The sequence below is a fragment of the Maritalea sp. genome, assembly GCF_047634455.1.
In the GTDB taxonomy this organism is placed as follows: Bacteria; Pseudomonadota; Alphaproteobacteria; order Rhizobiales; family Devosiaceae; genus Maritalea.
The window spans coordinates 61,565-83,085 of record NZ_JBLIAI010000004.1 but is presented as its reverse complement, the minus strand read 5'-3'; the positions used below and the strand labels follow the sequence as shown (position 1 = coordinate 83,085).

The following is a 21,521-nucleotide window of genomic DNA, read 5'->3' as shown; positions in this document are numbered from 1 at the left end:
CAAAATTGGCTACGTAAATTGCCACCCATGCTGGGCGGCTTAATCACCAACAAAAAGGGGCTTGCGGGTGTCATTTTGCTGCTGGTGCTTATTCTGAGTGCTGTGTTCGCGCCAGCCTTGTCTGAGTATAATCCAAACCGCAGGGCGGGTGGTCCGCACGTTTCGCCAAATGCAGAACATGTTTTGGGCACCACCCGGGTGGGCAAAGATGTGTGGACGCAACTGCTTTATGGCGGGCGAACCAGCTTAGCCGTGGGCTTTATCGCGGGCATAGTGGCGACAGTCATTGGTTTGTTTGTTGGCATTGCGTCTGGTTACTTTGGCGGCAAAGTCGACGAAATCCTCAGTTTCTTCGTCAATGTGGTCCTTGTCTTGCCCGCCTTGCCGCTGATCATCGTTATTGCTGCCTTTATTGAAGAAGCCAGTCCGCCTGTCATAGGCCTGGTCTTGGCGCTCACAGGTTGGGGGTGGAGCGCCCGCACCATTCGCACCGTGACGCTTTCGCTCAGAACCAAAGAGTTCATTTTGGCCGCTGAATTGTTGGGCGAAAAGAAATGGCGCATCATCATTATGGAACTGTTCCCCAACATGCTCAGCTTCGTGGTTGGCGGGTTTGTGCTGGCAACGATTTACGCCATTCTCGCGGAGGCTGGGTTGGAGTTTATTGGGCTAGGGGATCCTAGTTCGGTGACATGGGGGACGATGCTTTTTTGGGCGCAGAAAAACTCCGCACTTCAAACCGGCGCGTGGTGGGAAGTTTGGCCCGAATGTATCGCCATCATGGTGACGGGCGCGGCACTTGTTCTCGTCAATTTTGCGGTCGACGAAATCACCAGCCCACAGCTCAGGGCAGGCAGGCACATTCCAGCGATCAGAAAATTCTTGGCAAAACGGGGGAGGTCCACCGATGTTTTTTGATCCAAGCGCTTTGATGGAAGTGCGAAACTTAGCCATCGACTATGTTGGCGACAATGAAGTCTTGCGTGCCGTAAATGGCATTAGTTTTAACATTAAGCGCGGCGAAATATTTGGTCTTGCTGGTGAAAGTGGGTGCGGCAAGTCAACCGTTGCATTCGGGCTAGCGCGGCTGACCAGATTGCCGGGGTTGGTGAGCGGTGGGTCAGTTTCTTTTAACGGCGAAGAAGTCCTGAATTTTGATGGGGATCGGCTGCGCCAATATAGATGGGGCGAAGTTAGTTTTGTCTTTCAAAGCGCGATGAACGCGCTCAACCCGGTCATTCGGGTCAGCGAGCAGCTGACAGACGTCATTCAAACCCACAAGAGTTGCTCCCTGCAGGTCGCCCGAGAACGTGCTGCGGAAATGTTTGAACTGGTGGGCATACATCCCGATCGGCTTGAAGATTTCCCGCATCAATTCTCGGGCGGGATGCGGCAACGGATTTGTATTGCGATTGCGCTTTGTCTTGAGCCCAAACTGATCATCATGGATGAGCCCACGACGGCCCTTGATGTGGTTGTGCAACGGGACATCATCGAGCAGATAAGAGCGTTGCAAGAGCAGCTCGGGTTTTCCGTGCTGTTCATCACGCACGATCTTGGCTTGATGATTGAGTTTTGTGATCGGATTGGCATCATGTATTCGGGTGAACTTGTTGAAGTGGGGCCTTCAGCCACGATTTTTGAAAATCCACTTCACCCCTATACCGAAGCGCTAGGGCAATCATTTCCGCCGCTAACGGGGCCAAGAGTGAGGCTTGAGGGCATTGAAGGCTCACCGCCCCGGCTTTCGGAAATTCCATTGGGCTGTCGGTTCTCACCAAGATGCAGCAAAGCAATTGCGGTTTGCAAAAACCAGTCGCCCCACCTGATCGACTATCCAAAACAGGAAAGTAGGGCCGCATGCCATCTTCTTCAACTATGATGACAACTGCTCAGCCTGTGGCAAAGATACCTGACAGCTTGCTGAAACTGGTTGATGCGACGTTAGATTTTGCTATCGGCGGTAACATGTTTAAGCCCAAAGTGCTGCGCGCACTTTCTGGGGTTTCGTTCGAGCTGCATGCGGGGCGCTCATTGGCGCTGGTTGGTGAATCAGGTTCCGGCAAGAGCACAATTGCGCGAGTCTTGTCGCGCATTTATCAGCCCAGTTCAGGCAAAGTCGAATTTGGCGGCCAAGATATATCGACCTTGCGCAAATCCGAACTGGCGCATTTCCGCGAAGACGTGCAAATGATCTTTCAAGACCCATTTGGTTCGCTCAACCAAACCCACACGGTTGGGTATATTTTGGAGCGCCCAATAAAGCTCCATCGGCGCGAGCTGAAAGGGGCCGACGTTCAAAATCATATCGTTGAATTGCTCGAACAAGTTGGCCTAACACCCGCAAAAGATTTTGTGCGGCGGCGTCCGCACGAATTGTCCGGCGGGCAGCGCCAACGGGTGGCGATTGCGCGCGCCCTGTCTGTGCAACCAAAGGTATTGCTGGCGGATGAACCAACCTCAATGCTTGATGTTTCGGTTCGGTTGGGCATTTTGAACTTATTGGAAGAGCAAAAACTTCAGAAAAATCTAGCAACCCTGTTTATCACGCATGACATTGCCACGGCGCGGTATTTTGCTGAGGACACTGCTGTACTATATGCGGGGCATTTGGTGGAACAGGGGCCCAGCGAGCACATTACGTCCCGCCCGCAGCACCCATACACCAAGCTGTTGATCGATTCAGTTCCCAATCCAGACCGTCGTGTCGCTGTTTCTACAGAGCGCAAAGCCGCAGATATCCCATTGTGGACATCGGACAAAATCGGCTGCCCGTTTGCTGCCCGTTGTCCGCGGGCTACGTCTATTTGCAGCCACGAAATGCCAGAGCCGCAATCCGCCCAAACCGGGCATTTTGTGCGCTGCCACCATGTTTGATAGGTCAATTATGAATGAGTTATTCCCCGCTTTGCGGGACGGTATTGGCATTGCGATCAATCATGTTGGATATGAAGCCGCCAGCGCTAAGCACGCTGTGATTTCTTTGGGCGATCAGGCGGCGTTTGATAAATGTGAGATTTGGCAAGTCGGCGGCTTGACGCCAACGGATGCGGTGCAATTAGGGTCTGTGTGCACAGTGGACGGTTGGGACGGGTTAAGCTTTCAACAAGTTGATTTCACGAGCGTTCAGGATGAAGGGCGCTACTATTTGCGCGCCAAGCGGGCTGATGGATCGGAACTGTTGTCGGAGCAATTTGGCATTCAAGATTGCCTGTTCACCCCTGAATTGGTGCCGCTGGTGTTGAGCTACTTCAAAAGTCAAAGATGCGCTGACCAATATGATGAGGCGGACAAATCGGTTCCATTTGTGGGCAATAAGAAGAACAGCCGAGCCGATGTTCATGGCGGTTGGTATGATGCGTCAGGTGATGTGAGTAAGTATCTGAGCCATTTGTCATACGCCAACTATATGAACCCACAGCAAACGCCACTGGTTGTTTGGTCGCTTGCAAGAGCAAGCCAGAATGTGGGTTTGTCAAAAGATGTTGCTAGCGGCTTGGCCAACGAAGCTGCATATGGCGCAGATTTTTTGGTGCGCATGTGTGACGTGACTGGTGCCTTTTATATGACCGTGTTTGACAAATGGACCGGGGACATCAACCAGCGAGAAATTTGTGCGTACGCGACGCAATTGGGTCACAAGTCAGATGATTGGCAGGCTGGATACCGGCAAGGTGGGGGCATGGCGATTGCTGCATTGGCGCTCGCCGCGCGGCTAGATTTTTGTGGTGAATTCGGTGCCGCAAAATACTTGAACACGGCAAAGCGCGCGTTTGAGCATCTTGAAATCCACAATGTCGACTATTTGGATGATGGTGAAGAAAACATCATCGACGACTATTGCGCATTGCTTGCAGCCATTGAGTTGTTCAAGGCAACGCACGATCTTGCTTATCACAATCGTGCGCAATATCGCGCCGTGCGGTTGCTTGAAAGGTTGCAAAGTGGTCATGGATATGACGGTTGGTTCCGAGCGGACGATGATGGCAATAGGCCGTTCTCGCATGCGGCAGATGAGGGTATGCCGCTGATGGGTTTGGTGGAATATCTATCGATTGCTGACGAAAACGAGGCGCGCGATATCGTGGGCGTTCTGGAAAAGGCGGTCACCCACATATTGAACATAACGAATGAGGTAAATAACCCTTTTGCTTATCCGCGACAATTGGCCAACTCGATTGATGGCGAGATCAAATCTCAGTTCTTCTATCCGCATGTGAATGAAAGTGGGTATTGGTGGCAGGGTGAAAACGCGCGCCTGGCAAGCCTAGCATATGGTTTGCGACGTGTTGAGCCATACCTTGAAGCAGAACTCGCTGAAAAGGCCGAACAGCAGGCGCAGCGCATGCTGGATTGGATATTGGGGGCCAACCCCTATCATTCATGCATGATGCAGGGCGTGGGCCGCAACGTGGCACAATATGAGATTGCAAAGTTTCCCAATGTTGATGGGGGCATTTGTAATGGCATCACATCGGGCATGGCACACGAGAATGATATTGCGTTCTGTGAGACGGAAGACCCTTACCAATCATGGCGCTGGGGCGAGCAATGGTTGCCGCACGCGGCTTGGTTTTTATTAGCGATAACGGCGTGACATTTTAATTTTCAGGCAAAAAACGCACCTTGCCAATATAGGGCAGGTTGCGGTTGCGCTGCGCGTAGTCGATGCCATAGCCGACCACAAATTCATCCGGAATTTCAAAGCCAGTCCAAGTGGCTTTGATATCAACTTCACGACGGGATGGCTTGTCGAGCAACGCACAAACTTCAAGGCGTTTGGGATTGCGAGATTTCAAAAGGTTCGTCACATGGGTGAGCGTATAACCGGTGTCCACAATGTCTTCGACCACCAGCACGTCGCGCCCGCCAATTTCGCCGCGCAAATCCTTTAAAATTCGCACCTCGCGTGACGAATGTGTGCTGTCGCCATACGAAGAAGCTTCAAGGAAATCGACCTCGACAGGCAATTCCAATTCGCGCACAAGGTCAGAAATAAATACGAACGAGCCACGCAGCAAACCGACAACAATCAATTTGTCCGTGTCTGCAAACTTTTCAGAAATTTCAACCGCCAAATCTTCCACGCGTGCAGCGATGGATTTGGCCGAAATCATTTGGTCGATAACGTAATTTGAATGGTCCATGCTTACTCTCCAGCCTGAAGGGGAAACTTAACAGTAAAAATACGGATGCCACGAGGGCTGTTTTGTCGCAAACTGACAGTTGCTCACAGATCGTTCGTTTGGGTGAGCCAATTGTGGGCGCCCAGCCCAGCAGCCCGACCCGTGGCAAGACATGCGGTTATAAGATACCCCCCGGTGGGCGCTTCCCAGTCAATCATTTCCCCGGCGACGAAAACTGAAGGCAATTTTCTCAGCATAAAATTGCTGTCAATGTCATCCCATGCAATGCCACCGGCAACGGAAATCGCTTCGTCAATTGGTCGCGTGCCGACCAGTGGGATTTGCAGGGATTTTATGGTCTGTGCCAGGACTTGTGGCGTGGCTTTTCCTGCTTCTGGATGAAGCTCCCGCACAAGTGCTGCTTTGACGCCTGTAAGTTTTGCCCCCTTGCGCAAACGATTAGACAGGCTTTGTTTCGGGTTCTGTCGCTCAAGCGAACTTGTCAGCTGGTCAATGGTTTTGTCGGGCAAAAGGTCGAGGTTGAGGGTGGCAAAGCTGTCTGTTTCCAGTTGGTCCCGGAGCGCTGCTGAATGGGTGTAAATCAAGCTGCCTTCAATGCCGAAAGATGTGAAAACAAATTCGCCTTTTATGGCCGCATCATGGACTGAGCCGACCACGGTTTTTATCGGGTCGCCTGCGTGTTTTTTGACAAAGTGAGTAGACCAGTCCACCTCGAAACCGCAATTGGCCGGGCGCAAAGGTGTCACGCTAATGTGTTGTTCTTTCAGCCACGGCACCCATTGTGCGTTGGCACCAAGCCGTTTGTAAGACGCACCACCCAATGCCAAAATCACCGCATCTGGCTTGATGATGAGCGAGCCGTTAGGCGTTTCAAATTTTAGTTTTTCGCCATCAAACCCGCGCCAATTGTGTCGGGTTTTCAGTTGGACGCCGGCATTCTCAAGCTTGGCGAGCCACGCCCGAAGCAGAGGCGATGCCTTCATGGCTTTGGGGAAGATGCGCCCCGACGTGCCGACAAATGTTTCAACGCCTAACGTCGCCGACCAGGTTTGAATGGCTGCTGGTGGGAAGTCTAACAGCGCTTTTGACAAGCGATCAGATGCGCTGCCAAACCGCGTTCTAAAGGTTTCAAATTTTTCGGCATGCGTAATGTTGAGCCCAGACTTCCCGGCCCATAATAATTTGCGCGCTGGGGTTGGCATCGCCTCATAAATCGTGATGGCATATCCGCGCCCCATCAGGGCCTCTGCCGCAGCAAGTCCTGCTGGTCCGCCGCCGATGATAGCAATTTGCTTTGTGGTCATAGGTTAGGTGGTGCCATAGATCGGGAGCATGAGCAATTATTGGTTGCGGCCTTTAAGTGAATTTCCTAAAGAACCTTGTGCGGTCAAACATCACTTCAAGCTCTTCCATGCGCTGACGGGTTTCGGGCCACGTGCGTTGTTGCACATCAGCGATGATGGTTTCGACCAACAACATGGTGGTCACCGAACTATCCCAAGCCGACGGCACGACGATTTTCAGACTGAACGTATGGTCGGCGAGTTTGCTGATTGGCGACAACCATTGGTCAGTAAACAGAATGATTTTGGCACCGGCTTCAGCTGCCATTTCAGCGAGCTTAAGGGTCGAGTTTTCATATCTACGGACGTCAAAAATAACGATGACGTCATCTTTCTTGATGTCCAAAAGATAATGCGGCCATGCGTTTGAGATGGACTGGATGTGAGTTACATCCTTGCGCAACACCTGCATGTGCAAAAAGAAATAGTCGGCCAAAGCGCGCGTTATGCGGCCGCCCACGACAAACAGTGAGCGGTTGGTGTCGGCCATCAATTCACATGATTGTTCAAATGTGTTGATGTCCAATAGGCCAAGTGATCTGCGGATATTGTCGATTACAGCATCAGTGAATTGGTTGACGATATGGCCGTCTGGCGCATGCTCCGCCCAAGTGTCATGCTTGGCAATCGGGCCTGAAATTGTTGCCTCAACTTCCTTGCGCAATGCTGCTTGGAAATCAGGGAAACCCTTAAAGCCGATTTTTTGCACCATGCGGGCCACAGTTGGTGTCGACACACTTGCAGCATGGGCTACAGCTGTGATCGAGCCGAGCCCAGACACAGGGTAATTTTCCATGATCGAGTGCGACAATTGTCGCTCGGCGCGTGTGAGGTTGTCAAAATTGCTTTGCAGCAATTCCGCAACGGTGCTGGCGTTTTCGGACAATGTCTGGTCTCCACTTTATCTCGGTTTACCAACAATTTGAACAAATATGAAGAAAAAGTTTCAAAAATCATATTGACAGGTCGGTCCATTCTGAAGAAATATGTACAAAACGGGAGAGGTTGTGAATATTTCTACAGAACAGTCAAAAATGCAGAGCGAAAAGTTCGCCGCTGTTGAGTTGCTCAACCAAAGCGGTGCCTCGTCTGTTCTGTTGATTTGTGAGCATGCCTCAAACTTTATTCCAGATGAGTTTGGCTCTCTTGGGCTGAACGAAGACGTTAAAAAAAGCCATATCGCGTGGGACCCTGGTGCGCTTGGTGTGACGCAGCATCTAAGTGAAATGCTTGATGCGCAGGCAATTGTTGGTTGCGTTTCGCGGCTGGTTTATGATTGCAATCGCCCACCGCAAGCCGTCGATGCCGTACCTGTGCGCAGTGAAATTTTTGACGTGCCTGGCAACCAAAATCTATCACCACTTGACTATCAAAACCGCGTTGATTTGTGTTTTGCCCCGTTTGCAGAAATGGTTGAAAAAACCATCAAATGGAGCAAAATGCCGCGCATCGTTGTGACCATCCATAGCTTCACGCCGGTTTATCAGGGTGAAATTCGCGACACTGATATCGGTATTTTGCATGACGTAGATCGCAAATTGGCTGACGCAATGCTGGCGCTAGCACCACATCTTTCACCGATGAAGATTGAACGCAACAGCCCCTATGGACCTGAAGACGGTGTCACATATACGCTGAAAGAGCATGGCATTGCGAACGGGTTGCTCAACGTTATGATTGAGGTGCGCAATGACTTGGTCGCCACTGCGGATCAGCAGTGCAAGATTGCGCAACTGCTTTGTGAGTTGCTCACTCGATCGCTTACCATGCTTGGTGCAACCAGCGGCGCGGAGGGGAACTAGTGCTTTCATTTGCAGGAAAATTTGTTCGAACAGTGGATGCGGTCAATTATCGGATGGGCCGGATCATGATGTATTTTATCTTTGTGATGGTGGCGATCCTGTTATGGTCTTCGATCTCAAAGACATTTCTTCTGCCCTCGCTCTGGACGCTGGAATTGGCGCAATTTGCAATGGTTGCCTATTACATTTTGGGCGGGCCTTACTCGATGCAGCAAGGTGCGCACGTGCGCATGGATCTGTTCTATGGCGACTGGTCAGCTCGAAAAAAAGCACAAATTGATGCGATAACCGTGCTGTTCTTGATCTTCTATCTTGGGGTGATGCTGTATGGCGCCTACGACAGCACCAGTTACTCATTTCAATATGGGGAACGCAGCCCAACGGCTTGGCGGCCCTATCTGTGGCCCATAAAAGTCGTCATGTTTTTCGGCATCTTCATGATGCTCCTGCAATCGATCTCTGAATTGTTCAAAGACATTGCCACACTCAAAGGGGTGGACCTGTAAATGTCTTATGAATTGATCGCTATCTTTATGTTTGCCTCGATGATGCTGATGTTGTTTACCGGACAGCGTGTGTTTGGTGCCATCGGTGCTGTGGCTGCTGTTGCTGCTATTTTCCTGTGGGGAACTGGCGGGTCTGACATTCCGTTTTCGTCCGCTATGAAGCTGATGAAATGGTATCCGCTTTTGACGCTGCCAATGTTCATTTTCATGGGTTATATCCTGTCGGAAAGCAAGATCGCCGACGATCTTTATAAGATGTTCCATGTGTGGATGGGGCCTGTGCATGGTGGCTTGGCCATCGGCACCATCGGGCTGATGGTGCTCGTGTCAGCTATGAATGGTTTGTCGGTGGCTGGCATGGCAATTGGCGCAACCATCGCGCTGCCAGAATTGCTGCGTCGTGGTTACGACAAGCGTATGGTCACAGGCGTCATCCAAGCAGGCTCGTCGCTGGGGATATTAGTGCCCCCTTCTGTGGTGCTGGTGCTTTACGCAATGATTGCGCGCCAACCTGTGGGCCAGCTGTGGTTGGCGGGGGTTTTCCCGGGGCTCATGATGGCGGCGTTGTTTATCCTATACATCTATATCCGGTGCAGAATTCAGCCTGAACTCGGGCCGGTGCTGCCCAAAGAAGAGCGCAACGTGCCGATGGGCGAAAAAATCCGTCTGCTTGGCGCTGGACTTTTGCCGCTGACTATTTTTGCTGCGATGATGGTGCCGTTCATCAATGGCTGGACTTCGCTTGTTGAAAGCTCGGCCATTGGTGCAATGACAGCCTTTGTCGCCGCTATTCTAAAAGGCCGCATGAACCGCAAAGTGTTTGAAATTTCGGTTCGTCAGACACTTTTGATCTCATGTATGTTTATGTGGATTATCTTGGCCGCCCTTGGATTTGGTGCGGTGTTTGATGGGCTGGGTGCGGTGCGTGCCATCGATAATTTGTTTACCGAGCAGTTGGGGTTGAACCCGTGGCTGATCCTAATTTTGATGCAGCTTTCGTTTTTGCTCATGGGTACATTTTTGGATGATACCGCCATGTTGGTGATTGTCGCTCCGCTTTATGTGCCTTTGGTTGGGGCGCTTGGATTTGATCTGATTTGGTACGGGGTGCTTTATACGATCACCACACAGATCGCCTATATGACCCCGCCATTTGGCTATAACCTATTTTTGATGCGTGCGATGGCACCACCAGAAATCACCTTGAAAGATATTTACGGCTCTATTCTGCCATTCGTTCTGGTGATGCTCTTGGCGCTAACATTGATCATTCTATTCCCTCAGATTGCGCTCTGGCTTCCCAACACAGTCTACGGAAAATAATCTCAAAACCAGACCCAAGCCAATTGGGCACACAACAAAGCTTAGACAAGGAGAAGGAAATGACCACTAGACGTAAGTTTTTAACCGGGGCAGCGCTTGCACCGGCTGCGGCACTCGCCACACCGGCACTTGCCCAATCAAAAATCCGCTGGCGGATGCAAACATATGCAGGTTCGGCTTTGGGCGAACATGTGATTAAACCGGCCATTGACAGCTTTAACAAAATTGCTGGCGATGAAATGGAAATCGAACTGTTCTATGCCGATCAGTTGGTGCCAACTGGCGAATTGTTCCGGGCGATGCAAAAGGGCACAATTGATGCTGTGCAGTCAGATGATGATTCAATGGCATCACCGACCGAAGTTACGGTTTTTGGCGGCTACTTTCCGTTTGCCAGCCGCTACTCGCTCGACGTGCCAGTGTTGTTCAACCAATATGGTTTGAATGAGATTTGGGACAGAGAGTATTCAAAAGTTGGCGTCAAACATTTGTCAGCTGGCGCATGGGACCCATGCCACTTTGCAACCAAAGATCCAATTCGCAGCCTTGCAGATCTTAAAGGTAAACGCATCTTTACCTTCCCAACTGCGGGTCGTTTCTTGACCCAATTCGGCGTTGTTCCTGTAACATTGCCTTGGGAAGATATTGAGGTTGCAGTTCAAACTGGCGAACTCGACGGTATCGCTTGGTCAGGCATCACAGAAGACTATACTGTGGGCTGGGCTGATGTGACCAACTACTTCCTCACCAACAATATCTCCGGTGCGTGGGCTGGTTCGTTCTTTGCCAATATGGATCGCTACAACGAGCTTCCAGAACATCTTAAAGAATTGCTTCAGTTCGCTATGGACAGCTCTCATTACTATCGTCAGTGGTGGTACTGGGGTGGAGAAGCTTCATTGCGGGTTAATGGTTCTAAGATGGAACTGACAACAATTCCAGATGCAGAATGGGCAACAGTAGAAGATGCTGCTCATAAATTCTGGGATGAGATCGCTGCAGAATCTGACACCAAAGCTGAAGTTGTAAACATCTTCAAAAAGTACAATGCGGACATGCAAAAAGCTGGCCGCCCGTACCGATACAGCTAAACAAGTGCACACCATCAGATGATGGTGTGCAAACGATAAATCCATGCGCCCCCGGTTTTTGGGGCGCATGTGAGTTTTAAGTTCCTTTGCATCGCAAATTCAACCGCCAACTGACAGGAGCAGGAAATGGCCGTTCTGATTTTTCTACTTAACCTGTCCGGCGCGACGATGTTGCTGCTGTTCGCTGTTCGCATGGTTCAAACCGGCATCGAGCGTTCTATTGGACAGAATTTTAAGCGCATCATCACCACCCACAGCAATAGCCATATTCGAATGGGTTTGGTTGGCGTGATGCTTGCGCTGGTTTTGCAAAGCGCTACGGCTGCATCGCTTTTGACTGCTGGTTTTTTGGCTTCAGCGCTAATCTCATTTTCTGGCGGCCTAGCCGTAGTTTTGGGCGCAGATATTGGCTCGGCCCTGGTCATTCAGTTGTTGAGTATCCGGCCCGATTGGCTAATTCCAGTTTTACTGACAGTTGGTGGTTATTTATTCCTGAAAACTGAAACGCGCTCTGTGCGACAAGCTGGGCGTGTTTTGCTCGGTATTGCTCTGATATTGTTGGCGCTTCGCCTCATTAGTGCGTCAGTTGATCCGATCCGCGAAAGTTCGTTTTTACCGGCAGTCTCATTCTATTTGGAGCGTGATTTCATTGTTGCCTTTATTGTTGGCGCGGTTATTGCGTTTGCCATGCATTCAAGTGTTGCTGCGATTTTAATGTGCGTAACATTTGTGTCGATCGGCATTCTTTCAACTCAAGTTGGACTCGCCGTCGTGCTTGGGGCAAATCTTGGCTCTTCTGTTCTGCTGATCTGGCTTTCGCGCGGCATGTCGCCTGTTGCGCGCCGTTTGCCTTATGCAAACCTGTTGCTTCGCGGCACAGGTTCAGTTTTGGCATTATTGTTCGTCACCTATATTCCGGTTCTTTCATGGATGCGTGGGCTGCCGGACGGACAGGTTTTGGTTCTTACGCACGTCTTATTCAATCTAACGGTTTTCATTCTGTCTTTGCCGCTTCTAAAGCCTCTGGGCAATTTGATGGCCACGGCGCTTCCCGACAATAACGCTATGGACACTGAGGGGCAGCTGAAAGCACCTTCAGCGCTTGATCTTACTGTTTTGAATAAGCCTGCATTAGCGATTGCCAGTTTGACCCGCGAAACCCTTCGCATGAGTGAAACCGTGTTGGCCATGAGTATGCCGATCATGGACTTATACGAAAATGGTGACAAAACTGCCATTAAAGCCGTGCGGGCGATGGATCATGATGTGAACAAGGCGCTGGATGGCATTCGTCGATATGTCGCCGATATGCCGCAGGAGAACATGTCTAAAGATCTTGTGCGCCGTGTGCGGGACTTGGGCGAATATGCGATCAATTTGGAAGCAGCGGGCGATGTTGTTTCGAAGAACCTAATGGTTCTAGCCTCGGCAAAACGGCGACAAAGGTTAGAGTTTTCGCCCGAAGGACAACAGGAATTGATCGCGCTTCATGATCGTGTTCTGGCGAACATGGCATTGGCATTTAATGTTGTTGTGTCTGAAGATATTGAAAGTGCTCGCCTTCTTATGGCAGAGAAATCTAGCGTCGCTGCGGCGGAACGAAATAGCCGAAAATGGCACCTCAAGCGATTGCGAGAGGGCAGTACCCGGAGTTTTGACACGAGTGATATTCATCTTGAGACGTTGCGGGCGCTCAAAGATTTGAACTCACGAATTTCATCAATTGCCTATCCAATCTTGTATCGTAATGGTCAATTGCTTGAAACACGTCTTGTGGAAAATGTTGAAGAACATGAAAGTGAAAGCCAGGGTCCTGCATTTGGTTGATGGCACGAAGAAGCTGATCAAACCAGGCCCACTTTTTATCTGAGAGGAAGATTCATGCCAGGTAATCTGACATTGGACGAATTGAAAGACCTGACGAAATCAGGCCAAATTGACACCGTTTTGGTGACCTTTCCTGACATGCAGGGTCGTCTGATGGGGAAGCGTTTTCATGCGCAGCACTTTGTCGACAGTGCTTGGGAAGAAACCCATTGCTGCAATTATCTGCTGGCAACAGATTTAGAAATGCACACGGTTGAGGGTTATGCGTCAACCAGCTGGCAGTCTGGCTATGGCGACTATGTGATGAAGCCAGACCTTTCAACGTTGCGGCCCGTGCCGTGGCTTGAAGGCACGGTGATGGTGATGTGTGATGTGTTGGATCATCATACTTATGAAGAAATCCCGCATTCGCCGCGCGCCATGCTGAAAAAGCAAATCGCGCGTTTGGCGGCGATGGGTTTAACCGCGATGATGGCAACGGAATTGGAGTTCTTTTTGTTTGAAAAGAGCTTTGATGCGGTGCGCAAATCTGGCTTTCGTGATTTGGAGCCAATCAGCGGCTACAACGAAGATTACAATATTTTGCAAACCACCAAGGAAGAGGACGTGATGCGCCCGTTGCGCAACCACCTCTATGCGGCGGGTATCCCGATTGAGAACTCCAAAGGGGAAGCAGAAGCGGGTCAAGAAGAATTAAACATCCGCTATGCGGGTGCGTTGGATTGTGCGGATAACCACACGATTGCCAAACATGCGACCAAAGAAATTGCTTGGCAGCAGGGCCGTGCGGCGACGTTTTTGCCCAAATGGCATAAGGATCGCGTTGGTAGCTCTTCGCACGTGCATCAGTCTTTGTGGCAAGACGGCAAAAACGTATTTTTTGACCCCAAAGCCGAGCTGGGGATGACCGATTTGATGCGCCATTATATGGCCGGTCTGATCCATTATGCGCCGGACTATACCTACTTTTTAGCGCCCTATATCAACAGTTATAAGCGCTTCCAAAAAGGCACGTTTGCGCCCACCAAAACCGTTTGGTCGGTGGACAATCGCACGGCTGGATTTAGGCTTTGTGGGGATGGCACCAAAGCGGTGCGGGTGGAATGCCGAATTGGTGGGTCTGACCTTAATCCATATCTGGCGCTGGCCGTACAATTGGCCGCAGGCATCAAAGGCATGGAAGAAAAGATGGAGCTGGCGCCGCCCACCACGGGGGACATTTATGCCGACAAAGATGCCCGTCAAATTCCACAAACTTTGCGTGACGCTGCGGTAACGCTGCGCGGATCTAATCTATTGCGCGAAGCGTTTGGCGACAAAGTTGTCGACCACTATGTGCATGCGGCCGAGTGGGAACAAGAAGAATTTGACCGGGTTGTGACCGATTATGAAATCGCCCGGGGATTTGAAAGAGCATAAAAATGACAAACAGTGTGAAATGTATCTCGCCCATTGATGGCACCCTTTATGCTGAGCGCGAAACGCTAAGCGAAGTGAATGCCAAAGCCGCAGTTGAGCGCGCCAAATCGGCGCAAGTGGCATGGGCTGCACGACCGTTGGACGAGCGTGTTGCCTTGGTGCGGGCTGGCGTTGAAAAAGTCGGCCAGATGAACGAGCAGATCGTTGAAGAACTGGCGTGGCAGATGGGTCGCCCGGTGCGTTATGGTGGTGAGTTTGGTGGTTTTAATCAGCGTGCCTCACATATGGCGGACATTGCTGCAAGCTCGCTTGCCCCAATTGAAGTTGAAGACAGTGATGCGTTTAATCGCTATATCAAACGCGTGCCACATGGCGTCGTGTTGGTGGTTGCGCCTTGGAACTACCCCTATATGACCGCGATTAACACAGTTGCCCCTGCACTGATTGCGGGCAATGCAGTATTGCTTAAACACGCGTCGCAAACTCTGCTTGTGGGTGAGCGCATGGCTGAAGCCTTTCATGCGGCGGGTATTCCGGCGGACGTGTTCCAAAATGTGTTTTTGGACCATGACACGACATCTTCTTTGATTGCTTCAGGCGCGTTTGGCTTTGTCAATTTCACTGGCTCTGTTGGTGGCGGGCAGGCGATGGAGCGCGCAGCGGCGGGCACCTTTACCGGCGTTGGCACAGAATTAGGCGGCAAAGACCCCGGCTATGTGATGGACGACGCGGATGTAGACGCTGCCGTTGAAACGCTGATCGACGGCGCCATGTTCAACTCGGGCCAATGTTGTTGCGGCATCGAGCGCATCTATGTGGCTGAAAGCCTGTTCGACGAGTTTGTCGCAAAGGCTGTGAAGATTGTTGAGGGGTATAAACTGGGCAATCCACTGGATAAAGAAACCACTATTGGCCCCATGGCGCATGTGCGCTTTGCCAATGAAGTTCGGGCGCAAACCAATGAAGCAATTGCCGCTGGTGCCAAAGCTTTGATCGACCCTTCATTGTTCCCCCAAGATGATGGCGGCGCTTATTTGATGCCACAGATTTTGGTCAATGTTGATCATTCCATGCGGGTAATGCGAGACGAAAGCTTTGGCCCAGTTGTCGGGATCATGAAGGTCAAGGACGATGCTGAAGCTGTTCAACTGATGAACGACAGTGAGTTCGGTCTTACTGCTTCGCTTTGGACCAAGGACACAGCGCGGGCGCAGTGCGTCGGCGATCAAATTGAAACCGGCACCGTGTTTATGAACCGCGCAGATTATCTTGACCCGGCCTTGTGCTGGACCGGATGCAAAAATACCGGCAAGGGCGGTGGCCTGTCCGTGATCGGCTATCACAACCTGACCCGACCAAAATCATATCATTTGAAAAAGGCGTGACGACGATGTTGTTGCAAGGAAACTGGAACTACCCAACCCCGATCCGTTTTGGCGCGGGCCGTATCTCAGAAATCGCGGACGCATGTGCTGCGGTGGGCATCAAGAAACCGTTGCTCGTGAGCGACAAAGGCTTGGCGACGCTGCCGATTACCACCAAAACATTGGATTTGCTGGAAGCTGAGGGCCTTGGCCGCGCGATGTTCTTTGAAGTTGATCCGAACCCAAACGAGTTGAACGCTGAGGCGGGCCTTAAGCAATATCGCGAAGGCGGCCATGATGGGGTGATCGCGTTCGGTGGCGGCTCTGCGCTTGATTTGGGCAAAGTGATTGCCTTCATGTCCGGCCAAACCCGCCCGCTATGGGACTTTGAAGATGTGGGCGATTGGTGGACACGCGCCGACGTGAACGGCATTGCGCCTATCGTTGCCGTGCCAACAACCGCAGGCACTGGATCAGAGGTTGGCCGCGCGTCGATCATCACCAATTCGGTGACGCACGAAAAGAAAATCATCTTCCATCCGAAGATTTTACCTTCTGTCGTGATTTGCGATCCAGAACTGACCACTGGCATGCCAAAGTTTATTACGGCAGGCACCGGCATGGATGCGTTTGCCCATTGTTTGGAAGCGTTTTGCTCACCCCATTATCACCCGATGAGCCAAGGCATTGCGCTTGAAGGTATGCGGTTGGTCAAGGACTATTTGCCACGCGCCTATGCCGATGGCTCAGACATTGAAGCGCGGGCGCACATGATGTCAGCCGCTGCAATGGGCTCAACCGCATTCCAAAAAGGTCTCGGGGCGATCCATGCGCTATCGCATCCGATTGGTGCAGTTCACAACACCCATCATGGCACGACGAACGCTGTGGTGATGCAACCGGTTTTGACCTTCAACCGATCAGCTGTTGAAGATCGCCTGACAATGGCAGCGAACTATCTCGGTATTGCCGGGGGCTATGAGGGTTTTTACGCCTATGTGGGCGATCTAAATGACAGCCTTGGCATTGCGAAAAACCTCACCGAACTTGGTGTGACCAACCCCGACTTGGACCAGCTCACAAAATCAGCGCTGCAAGACCCAAGCACTGGCGGTAATCCGGTTGAGATGACTTACGAAAACACGCTCGAGCTTCTGAAAGCCTGTTTCTAATTTTTGAACCCTAGTCGTTTCCCTTTAACGACAAACTTGAGCCGGTCCGAAAGGATCGGCTTTTTTTGTGCGTGCCCAGGAATTGCTGTTTGGCGTCGTTCGTGTTTGATTGATCTTAGGAGGTGAACGCCTATGCGTAGTTTGATGAGATCGATCATGCACGCCGAGATTGGCTTCGGATCGCAAGTGCGTTGAACTAGACGGTGCCGATTTAACGCGTTAGTTTTTTTCTTTCTTCTGGAACAACAACGACGCCACGCCAAGCAACGCAGAAACGACGATCAGCAACAATGAAACCGAATTGAGCACCGGCGTTGAGCCCTGTTTCAATCGATCAAACATGGTGATGGTCAGCGGCGCATCGGAACCCACCAGCATGAGCGTGGTGTTGAAGTTCTCAAAGCTCATCAACACAGCAACTACACCTGCGCCCGCGATTGCTGGCATTAGGAATGGGAGCGTGATCTGGCGCACCGCGCCCCATTTGCTGGCACCCAAATTAAGGGCGGCTTCTTCCAGTGAGCGGTCAAATTTTTCGAGCCTTGCCGAAATGACCAGCGTTGCGAAGGTGGCGATAAAGCTGAATTGTCCAAGGATAACCAATGGCAATCCGGGGCGAAGCCCATCGAACCACATGCCTGTCGCATCTTCAAGGTTATTGGCGACAGTGTTGGAAAACACCAAGATCGAGATGCCCAAAATGATGCCGGGAATGATCAGCGGCAATAACATCAAGATGTATAGAAACTCTTTGAACTTGAATTGGTAGCGCACAAACAAAAAGGCGTTTGATGTGCCAACCGCAATCGACAATAGCGACACCCAGAAGGCGACAAATAGTGATGTGCCGATGGATTTGATGATCGAGCGCTCGTTAAACACGCCGATATAGGGCGCTTCATCGCCGAAGAACCAGGCCCACGTGAACCCCTCCCAGGGTAGGGATGGGAAGACACTATCGTTGAACGCGAAGGCGCTCACAACAGCCAGTGGCAAAGCCAGATAGATGAAGAACAGCGTGACGTAAACGCGGTAAGTCCATTTGAAGGTTTTGGATTGTGGGATTGTTGCGATCATATTAGGTCATAGTCCTACTAATAGGCTGGAAATGGCACCAAAATGGCAAAACTATACGAGGAAGCTGCCGATAGGTGGCCTTGTTGGCCAGTTGGCGGGGGATGACGAAGGAGAATGAAGCCATTTCACGTCCACAGGATGATGGGAATTTTACGTCCAAATGCGTTGCACCCTTTTGAAAACCAGAAGGTTTACTGCAAGATTGCGCCTGTTTGGTCAAAAAATTTCTCATCACCATTTTCCTCCTATTTGTACGACTATGACCTAGCGCCCCACTGTATCGGTTAGGGATTGGCGCGAAAGCTTTAGGCCAAGCCAAACAATGGTCGACGACAGAATAAGCAACAAGAAGCCAAACGCAGACCCCAACTCCCAATTGAAACGTGTGATAAACTGGCTATAGATCAGGCCGGTGAACCACAGGCTGTCCTTGCCGCCCAACAGAATTGGGGTGAGGTAGTTTCCAAGCGAAAGCATGAACACCACAATGGAACCTGAAACGATGCCAGGCATTGCGTGGGGGATGATAATTTCGCGCAAAATTGAAATGCCGTTGCCACCCAGATCATATCCTGCTTCGATAAGGCTATCATCAAGGCTATCGAGCGTTGTGACCAGTGGCACCACCATAAACAGCATCGAAGTATAGACAAGGCCGATCATAATTGCGGTGTCATTGTAAAGGAACTCAACCGGCCCAGACAGGATACCGATATATTGCAAGAAGCTGGAAAAAACGCCGGTTTCGCGCAGCAGAATCATCCAGCCAAATGTGCGGACTAATTCGCTCACCCAAAACGGGATTAGGCACATCAGAAATAGGGTGGTTTTGGTGCGGCCGCGCGTTAGTTTTGCGATGTAGTAAGCTACTGGAAAGCCGATCAACAAGGTGAGAAAAGTTGCCGCAATGGACATGAAAGCTGTGCGGGCAAATGTGTTCCAATATAAAGGTTCTGTGAAGAACACCATATAGTTGCCCAAGCCCGTCACATATTGTCGGACACCGGTTTTAACGCTGATGGAGACAAGGAACATGCCGATATGGGGTACAATAATCAGCAGGATGAGCCAAAGCATTAAGGGTGCCAAGAGCAAATAGAGGCCGAGGCGGGATTGGGCTTGGTTCATCTTAGGCTCCTGCCGCATAGCAGCGGGTCTGCGCTGCTTCCCAGCCAATAAAGATTTTGTCGCCCTTGTTGAGGTCTCTAAATTCACCGGTTTGCGGAATGGCGACATTCATCTCGCCGCCAGATTTCTCTTCACGCAATATGATGTGGCTGTTGGCACCGTTAAACAGGATTTTTTCAACAATCCCGGTGTTCAGGTTTTCAATGCCGCCGAATTGGTCGGCCTGTGTTGCAAGGCGCACCGCTTCGGGCCGCACAAACACTTCGGCTTTATCACCTTTTGCCATTGTTGAAATCGGGCTAATGCCTTTTAGTTCCATGCCCTCTTGGGTGACCAAGGTTACCGCATCGCCGTGGGCTGCATCAACGGTTGCATTATATTTGTTTGCTTCGCCCACAAAACCCGCAACAAAGGCGGTGTTTGGTTCGTGGTAAAGCTCGCGGGCTGTGCCCACTTGTTCAAACTCACCATGGTTCATCACCGCGATTTGGTCGCTCATCACAAGCGCCTCGGATTGGTCGTGGGTGATGTAAACAAACGTGGTGCCAAATTCTGATTGCAGTGTTTTCAGCTCAATTTTCATGTGCTCGCGCAGCTTGAGGTCGAGCGCACCCAGCGGTTCGTCGAGCAGCAAAACGTCAGGTTCCAAAACCATGCAGCGGGCAATGGCCACACGCTGTTTTTGCCCACCTGACAGTTGGTTGATTTGCCGCGATCCCACACCAGGCAGGCCGACACGCTCAAGTACTGTTTCAACGCGTTTGGCAATATCTTCGCGCGCGAAGCCGCGCTGACGAAGACCGAAGCCGACATTGGCCGCAATATCCATCATCGGAAAAAGTGCCAAATGTTGAAACACCATCGATACCGGGCGTTTATTTGGCGCCACACCGATCATCGAATTGCCTTTAATCAGCAAGTCGCCGCTGGTTGCCTCTTGAAAGCCAGCAATCATGCGCAACAGGGTGGTTTTGCCGCAGCCGGATGGTCCCAGAATGGAGAAGAACGTGCCGTTAGGTACGCCAAAGCTCACATCGTTTACGGCTTTGAACCCGCCAAAGTCTTTATTGATCTTGCGGCATTCAAGGTCGAATTGCGCGGCTGAATTGGTCTGGCTCATCTATCCCCCCAAAGGATGGCAGAAGAGGCGCGAAATCGCGCCCCTTCAATTTGGTTTGCCTTAAGAAGCTAAGTTTACTTGGCTGCGTTTACGCGATCAAGTACTGCGCCCTCAAGGGTTTCAAGATTTGCTGGAACCGTTGGGTACCATTTGATGTTGTCGATAGCCGCTTGTGGGAAGCTCGCTTGGTAACGGGCTTTAAGGGCATCATCAACACCAGCGTCGCCACCTTGTGAAGCGGTGAAGTTGCCAGCAGCTGTTGTGATCATCGCCGCGATTTCAGGACGCATCACGAAGTTGATCCAAGCATATGCAGCTTCATCTGCACGGCCACGTTTTGGCATTGCAAATGTATCGATCCAGCCCAAAGCACCAGCTGTTGGGGCCACAAAAGTGATGTCAGCATTGTCTTCGTTCAAAGACCAACCGCCTGTATCCCAAGCCATTGCAGCAACAACTTCGCCTGAACGAAGGAGGTTCTTAATTTCGTCGCCGCCACCCCAATAGGTTTTGACGTTCGATTTACATTCAACCAATTTGGCTTCTACCTGTGCCAAAATGTCTGCATAAGCTGCTTCATCATTGTAAGCTGCGAATGGATCTAGGCCCATTGAGAAAGCAAAACCAATCAAAGTTGGGCGTTTCAAACGGTAAGACACTTTGCCTGCAACTGATGGGTCACAAAGGTCCAAATAATCTTTGACTTGACCTGCTTCAGCCGTGTTGACCACCAAACCAGATGTGCCCCAAACGTGCGGCACGCCATATACATCGCTACCAATCATGGTGTTGCCTTTTGTGGCTTCCAACATGGAGGGGATGAATTGGCTTGCGTCGATTTTTGACATGTCGATTGGTTTGTAGATATCAAACTCGGCCTGTGCGCCCGCGATACGGTCTTGGCTCGGTTGAGCAAGGTCAAAACCGCCGCCATTTGTTGCGCGAAGTTTGGCAACCATTTCTTCGTTGTTTGATTTGGTCACTTCAACGATGTGGCCTGTTTCTTTTTCAAACAATTCAACAACGTTCTCAGGTGCGTAGCCGCCCCATGTGAGCAAACGCAATGTTTCAGCTTGAGCCGCTGATGCGCTCAAAACACCTGCTGCAAGCAGCGCGATGCCTGATGATAGAATCTTGTTCATGATTTCACTCCACTTGTGAAGGGCTTTCAACCGCGAAGCAGAATTGCCGCGTGAGCCCCT

At 51.0% G+C, this 21,521-nt stretch carries 19 protein-coding genes; 12 read left to right on the top strand and 7 right to left on the bottom strand.

Annotated features, from left to right (window positions below; genetic code table 11):
• Positions 1–27: 27 nt before the first annotated feature.
• The 4 genes from ACJAZW_RS02625 to ACJAZW_RS02610 are packed head-to-tail and all read left to right on the top strand — an operon-like array spanning position 28 to position 4,597.
• Positions 28–918: an ABC transporter permease gene (locus ACJAZW_RS02625; RefSeq protein ID WP_415155351.1), complete on the top strand. Its 891-nt coding sequence runs from the start codon at positions 28–30 to the stop codon at positions 916–918.
• The gene (locus ACJAZW_RS02620) at positions 908–1,882 is read left to right on the top strand and encodes an ABC transporter ATP-binding protein (RefSeq protein ID WP_415155310.1); all 975 of its coding nucleotides are present in this window, start codon (positions 908–910) and stop codon (positions 1,880–1,882) included. Before ACJAZW_RS02625 ends, ACJAZW_RS02620 begins: the two co-directional genes overlap by 11 nt.
• Positions 1,861–2,877 (top strand): ABC transporter ATP-binding protein, encoded by a 1,017-nt coding sequence (locus ACJAZW_RS02615; protein WP_415155309.1) that lies wholly within the window; start codon positions 1,861–1,863, stop codon positions 2,875–2,877. The genes ACJAZW_RS02620 and ACJAZW_RS02615 overlap by 22 nt, the downstream gene beginning before the upstream one ends.
• A 10-nt stretch (positions 2,878–2,887) precedes the next feature.
• Positions 2,888–4,597 (top strand): glycoside hydrolase family 9 protein, encoded by a 1,710-nt coding sequence (locus ACJAZW_RS02610; protein ID WP_415155308.1) that lies wholly within the window; start codon positions 2,888–2,890, stop codon positions 4,595–4,597.
• 4 nt (positions 4,598–4,601) lie between these two features.
• Here ACJAZW_RS02610 and hpt read toward each other — a convergent pair whose 3' ends face one another.
• From hpt to ACJAZW_RS02595, 3 genes are all read right to left on the bottom strand, one after another.
• Positions 4,602–5,147: a hypoxanthine phosphoribosyltransferase gene (hpt, locus tag ACJAZW_RS02605; protein ID WP_415155307.1), complete on the bottom strand. Its 546-nt coding sequence runs from the start codon at positions 5,145–5,147 to the stop codon at positions 4,602–4,604.
• 83 nt (positions 5,148–5,230) lie between these two features.
• The gene (locus ACJAZW_RS02600) at positions 5,231–6,451 is read right to left on the bottom strand and encodes a TIGR03862 family flavoprotein (RefSeq protein ID WP_415155306.1); all 1,221 of its coding nucleotides are present in this window, start codon (positions 6,449–6,451) and stop codon (positions 5,231–5,233) included.
• A gap of 52 nt (positions 6,452–6,503) precedes the next feature.
• Complete coding sequence (locus ACJAZW_RS02595) at positions 6,504–7,376, bottom strand: MurR/RpiR family transcriptional regulator (RefSeq protein ID WP_415155305.1); 873 nt, start codon at positions 7,374–7,376, stop codon at positions 6,504–6,506.
• A gap of 121 nt (positions 7,377–7,497) precedes the next feature.
• On the opposite strand from ACJAZW_RS02595, the gene ACJAZW_RS02590 reads away from it, so the two are divergent.
• The 8 genes from ACJAZW_RS02590 (at position 7,498) to ACJAZW_RS02555 (ending at position 16,994) form a co-directional block, all read left to right on the top strand.
• Entirely contained in the window at positions 7,498–8,292 is a 795-nt protein-coding gene (locus ACJAZW_RS02590; protein ID WP_415155304.1) for an N-formylglutamate amidohydrolase, read from the top strand.
• Positions 8,292–8,798: a TRAP transporter small permease subunit gene (locus tag ACJAZW_RS02585; protein ID WP_415155302.1), complete on the top strand. Its 507-nt coding sequence runs from the start codon at positions 8,292–8,294 to the stop codon at positions 8,796–8,798. Before ACJAZW_RS02590 ends, ACJAZW_RS02585 begins: the two co-directional genes overlap by 1 nt.
• Positions 8,799–10,121 (top strand): TRAP transporter large permease, encoded by a 1,323-nt coding sequence (locus ACJAZW_RS02580; RefSeq protein WP_415155301.1) that lies wholly within the window; start codon positions 8,799–8,801, stop codon positions 10,119–10,121. It abuts the gene before it with no gap.
• A gap of 59 nt (positions 10,122–10,180) precedes the next feature.
• Complete coding sequence (locus ACJAZW_RS02575) at positions 10,181–11,212, top strand: TRAP transporter substrate-binding protein (protein ID WP_415155300.1); 1,032 nt, start codon at positions 10,181–10,183, stop codon at positions 11,210–11,212.
• A 126-nt stretch (positions 11,213–11,338) separates the two neighbouring features.
• Positions 11,339–13,039 carry a Na/Pi cotransporter family protein gene (locus ACJAZW_RS02570; protein ID WP_415155299.1) on the top strand — a complete coding sequence of 567 codons (1,701 nt, stop codon included), beginning with the start codon at positions 11,339–11,341 and terminating at the stop codon, positions 13,037–13,039.
• A 54-nt stretch (positions 13,040–13,093) separates the two neighbouring features.
• The gene (locus ACJAZW_RS02565; protein WP_415155298.1) at positions 13,094–14,458 is read left to right on the top strand and encodes a glutamine synthetase family protein; all 1,365 of its coding nucleotides are present in this window, start codon (positions 13,094–13,096) and stop codon (positions 14,456–14,458) included.
• A gap of 2 nt (positions 14,459–14,460) precedes the next feature.
• Entirely contained in the window at positions 14,461–15,843 is a 1,383-nt protein-coding gene (locus tag ACJAZW_RS02560) for an aldehyde dehydrogenase family protein (protein ID WP_415155297.1), read from the top strand.
• A 5-nt stretch (positions 15,844–15,848) separates the two neighbouring features.
• Positions 15,849–16,994 (top strand): iron-containing alcohol dehydrogenase, encoded by a 1,146-nt coding sequence (locus ACJAZW_RS02555; RefSeq protein WP_415155296.1) that lies wholly within the window; start codon positions 15,849–15,851, stop codon positions 16,992–16,994.
• A gap of 219 nt (positions 16,995–17,213) precedes the next feature.
• Here ACJAZW_RS02555 and ACJAZW_RS02550 read toward each other — a convergent pair whose 3' ends face one another.
• From ACJAZW_RS02550 to ACJAZW_RS02535, 4 genes are all read right to left on the bottom strand, one after another.
• Entirely contained in the window at positions 17,214–18,071 is an 858-nt protein-coding gene (locus ACJAZW_RS02550; RefSeq protein ID WP_415155295.1) for an ABC transporter permease, read from the bottom strand.
• A gap of 264 nt (positions 18,072–18,335) precedes the next feature.
• Complete coding sequence (locus tag ACJAZW_RS02545; RefSeq protein ID WP_415155294.1) at positions 18,336–19,199, bottom strand: ABC transporter permease; 864 nt, start codon at positions 19,197–19,199, stop codon at positions 18,336–18,338.
• Position 19,200: 1 nt separating this feature from the next.
• Positions 19,201–20,319 carry an ABC transporter ATP-binding protein gene (locus ACJAZW_RS02540; RefSeq protein WP_415155293.1) on the bottom strand — a complete coding sequence of 373 codons (1,119 nt, stop codon included), beginning with the start codon at positions 20,317–20,319 and terminating at the stop codon, positions 19,201–19,203.
• Between the two features lie 74 nt (positions 20,320–20,393).
• Positions 20,394–21,461 (bottom strand): extracellular solute-binding protein, encoded by a 1,068-nt coding sequence (locus ACJAZW_RS02535; protein ID WP_415155292.1) that lies wholly within the window; start codon positions 21,459–21,461, stop codon positions 20,394–20,396.
• Positions 21,462–21,521: the final 60 nt, after the last annotated feature.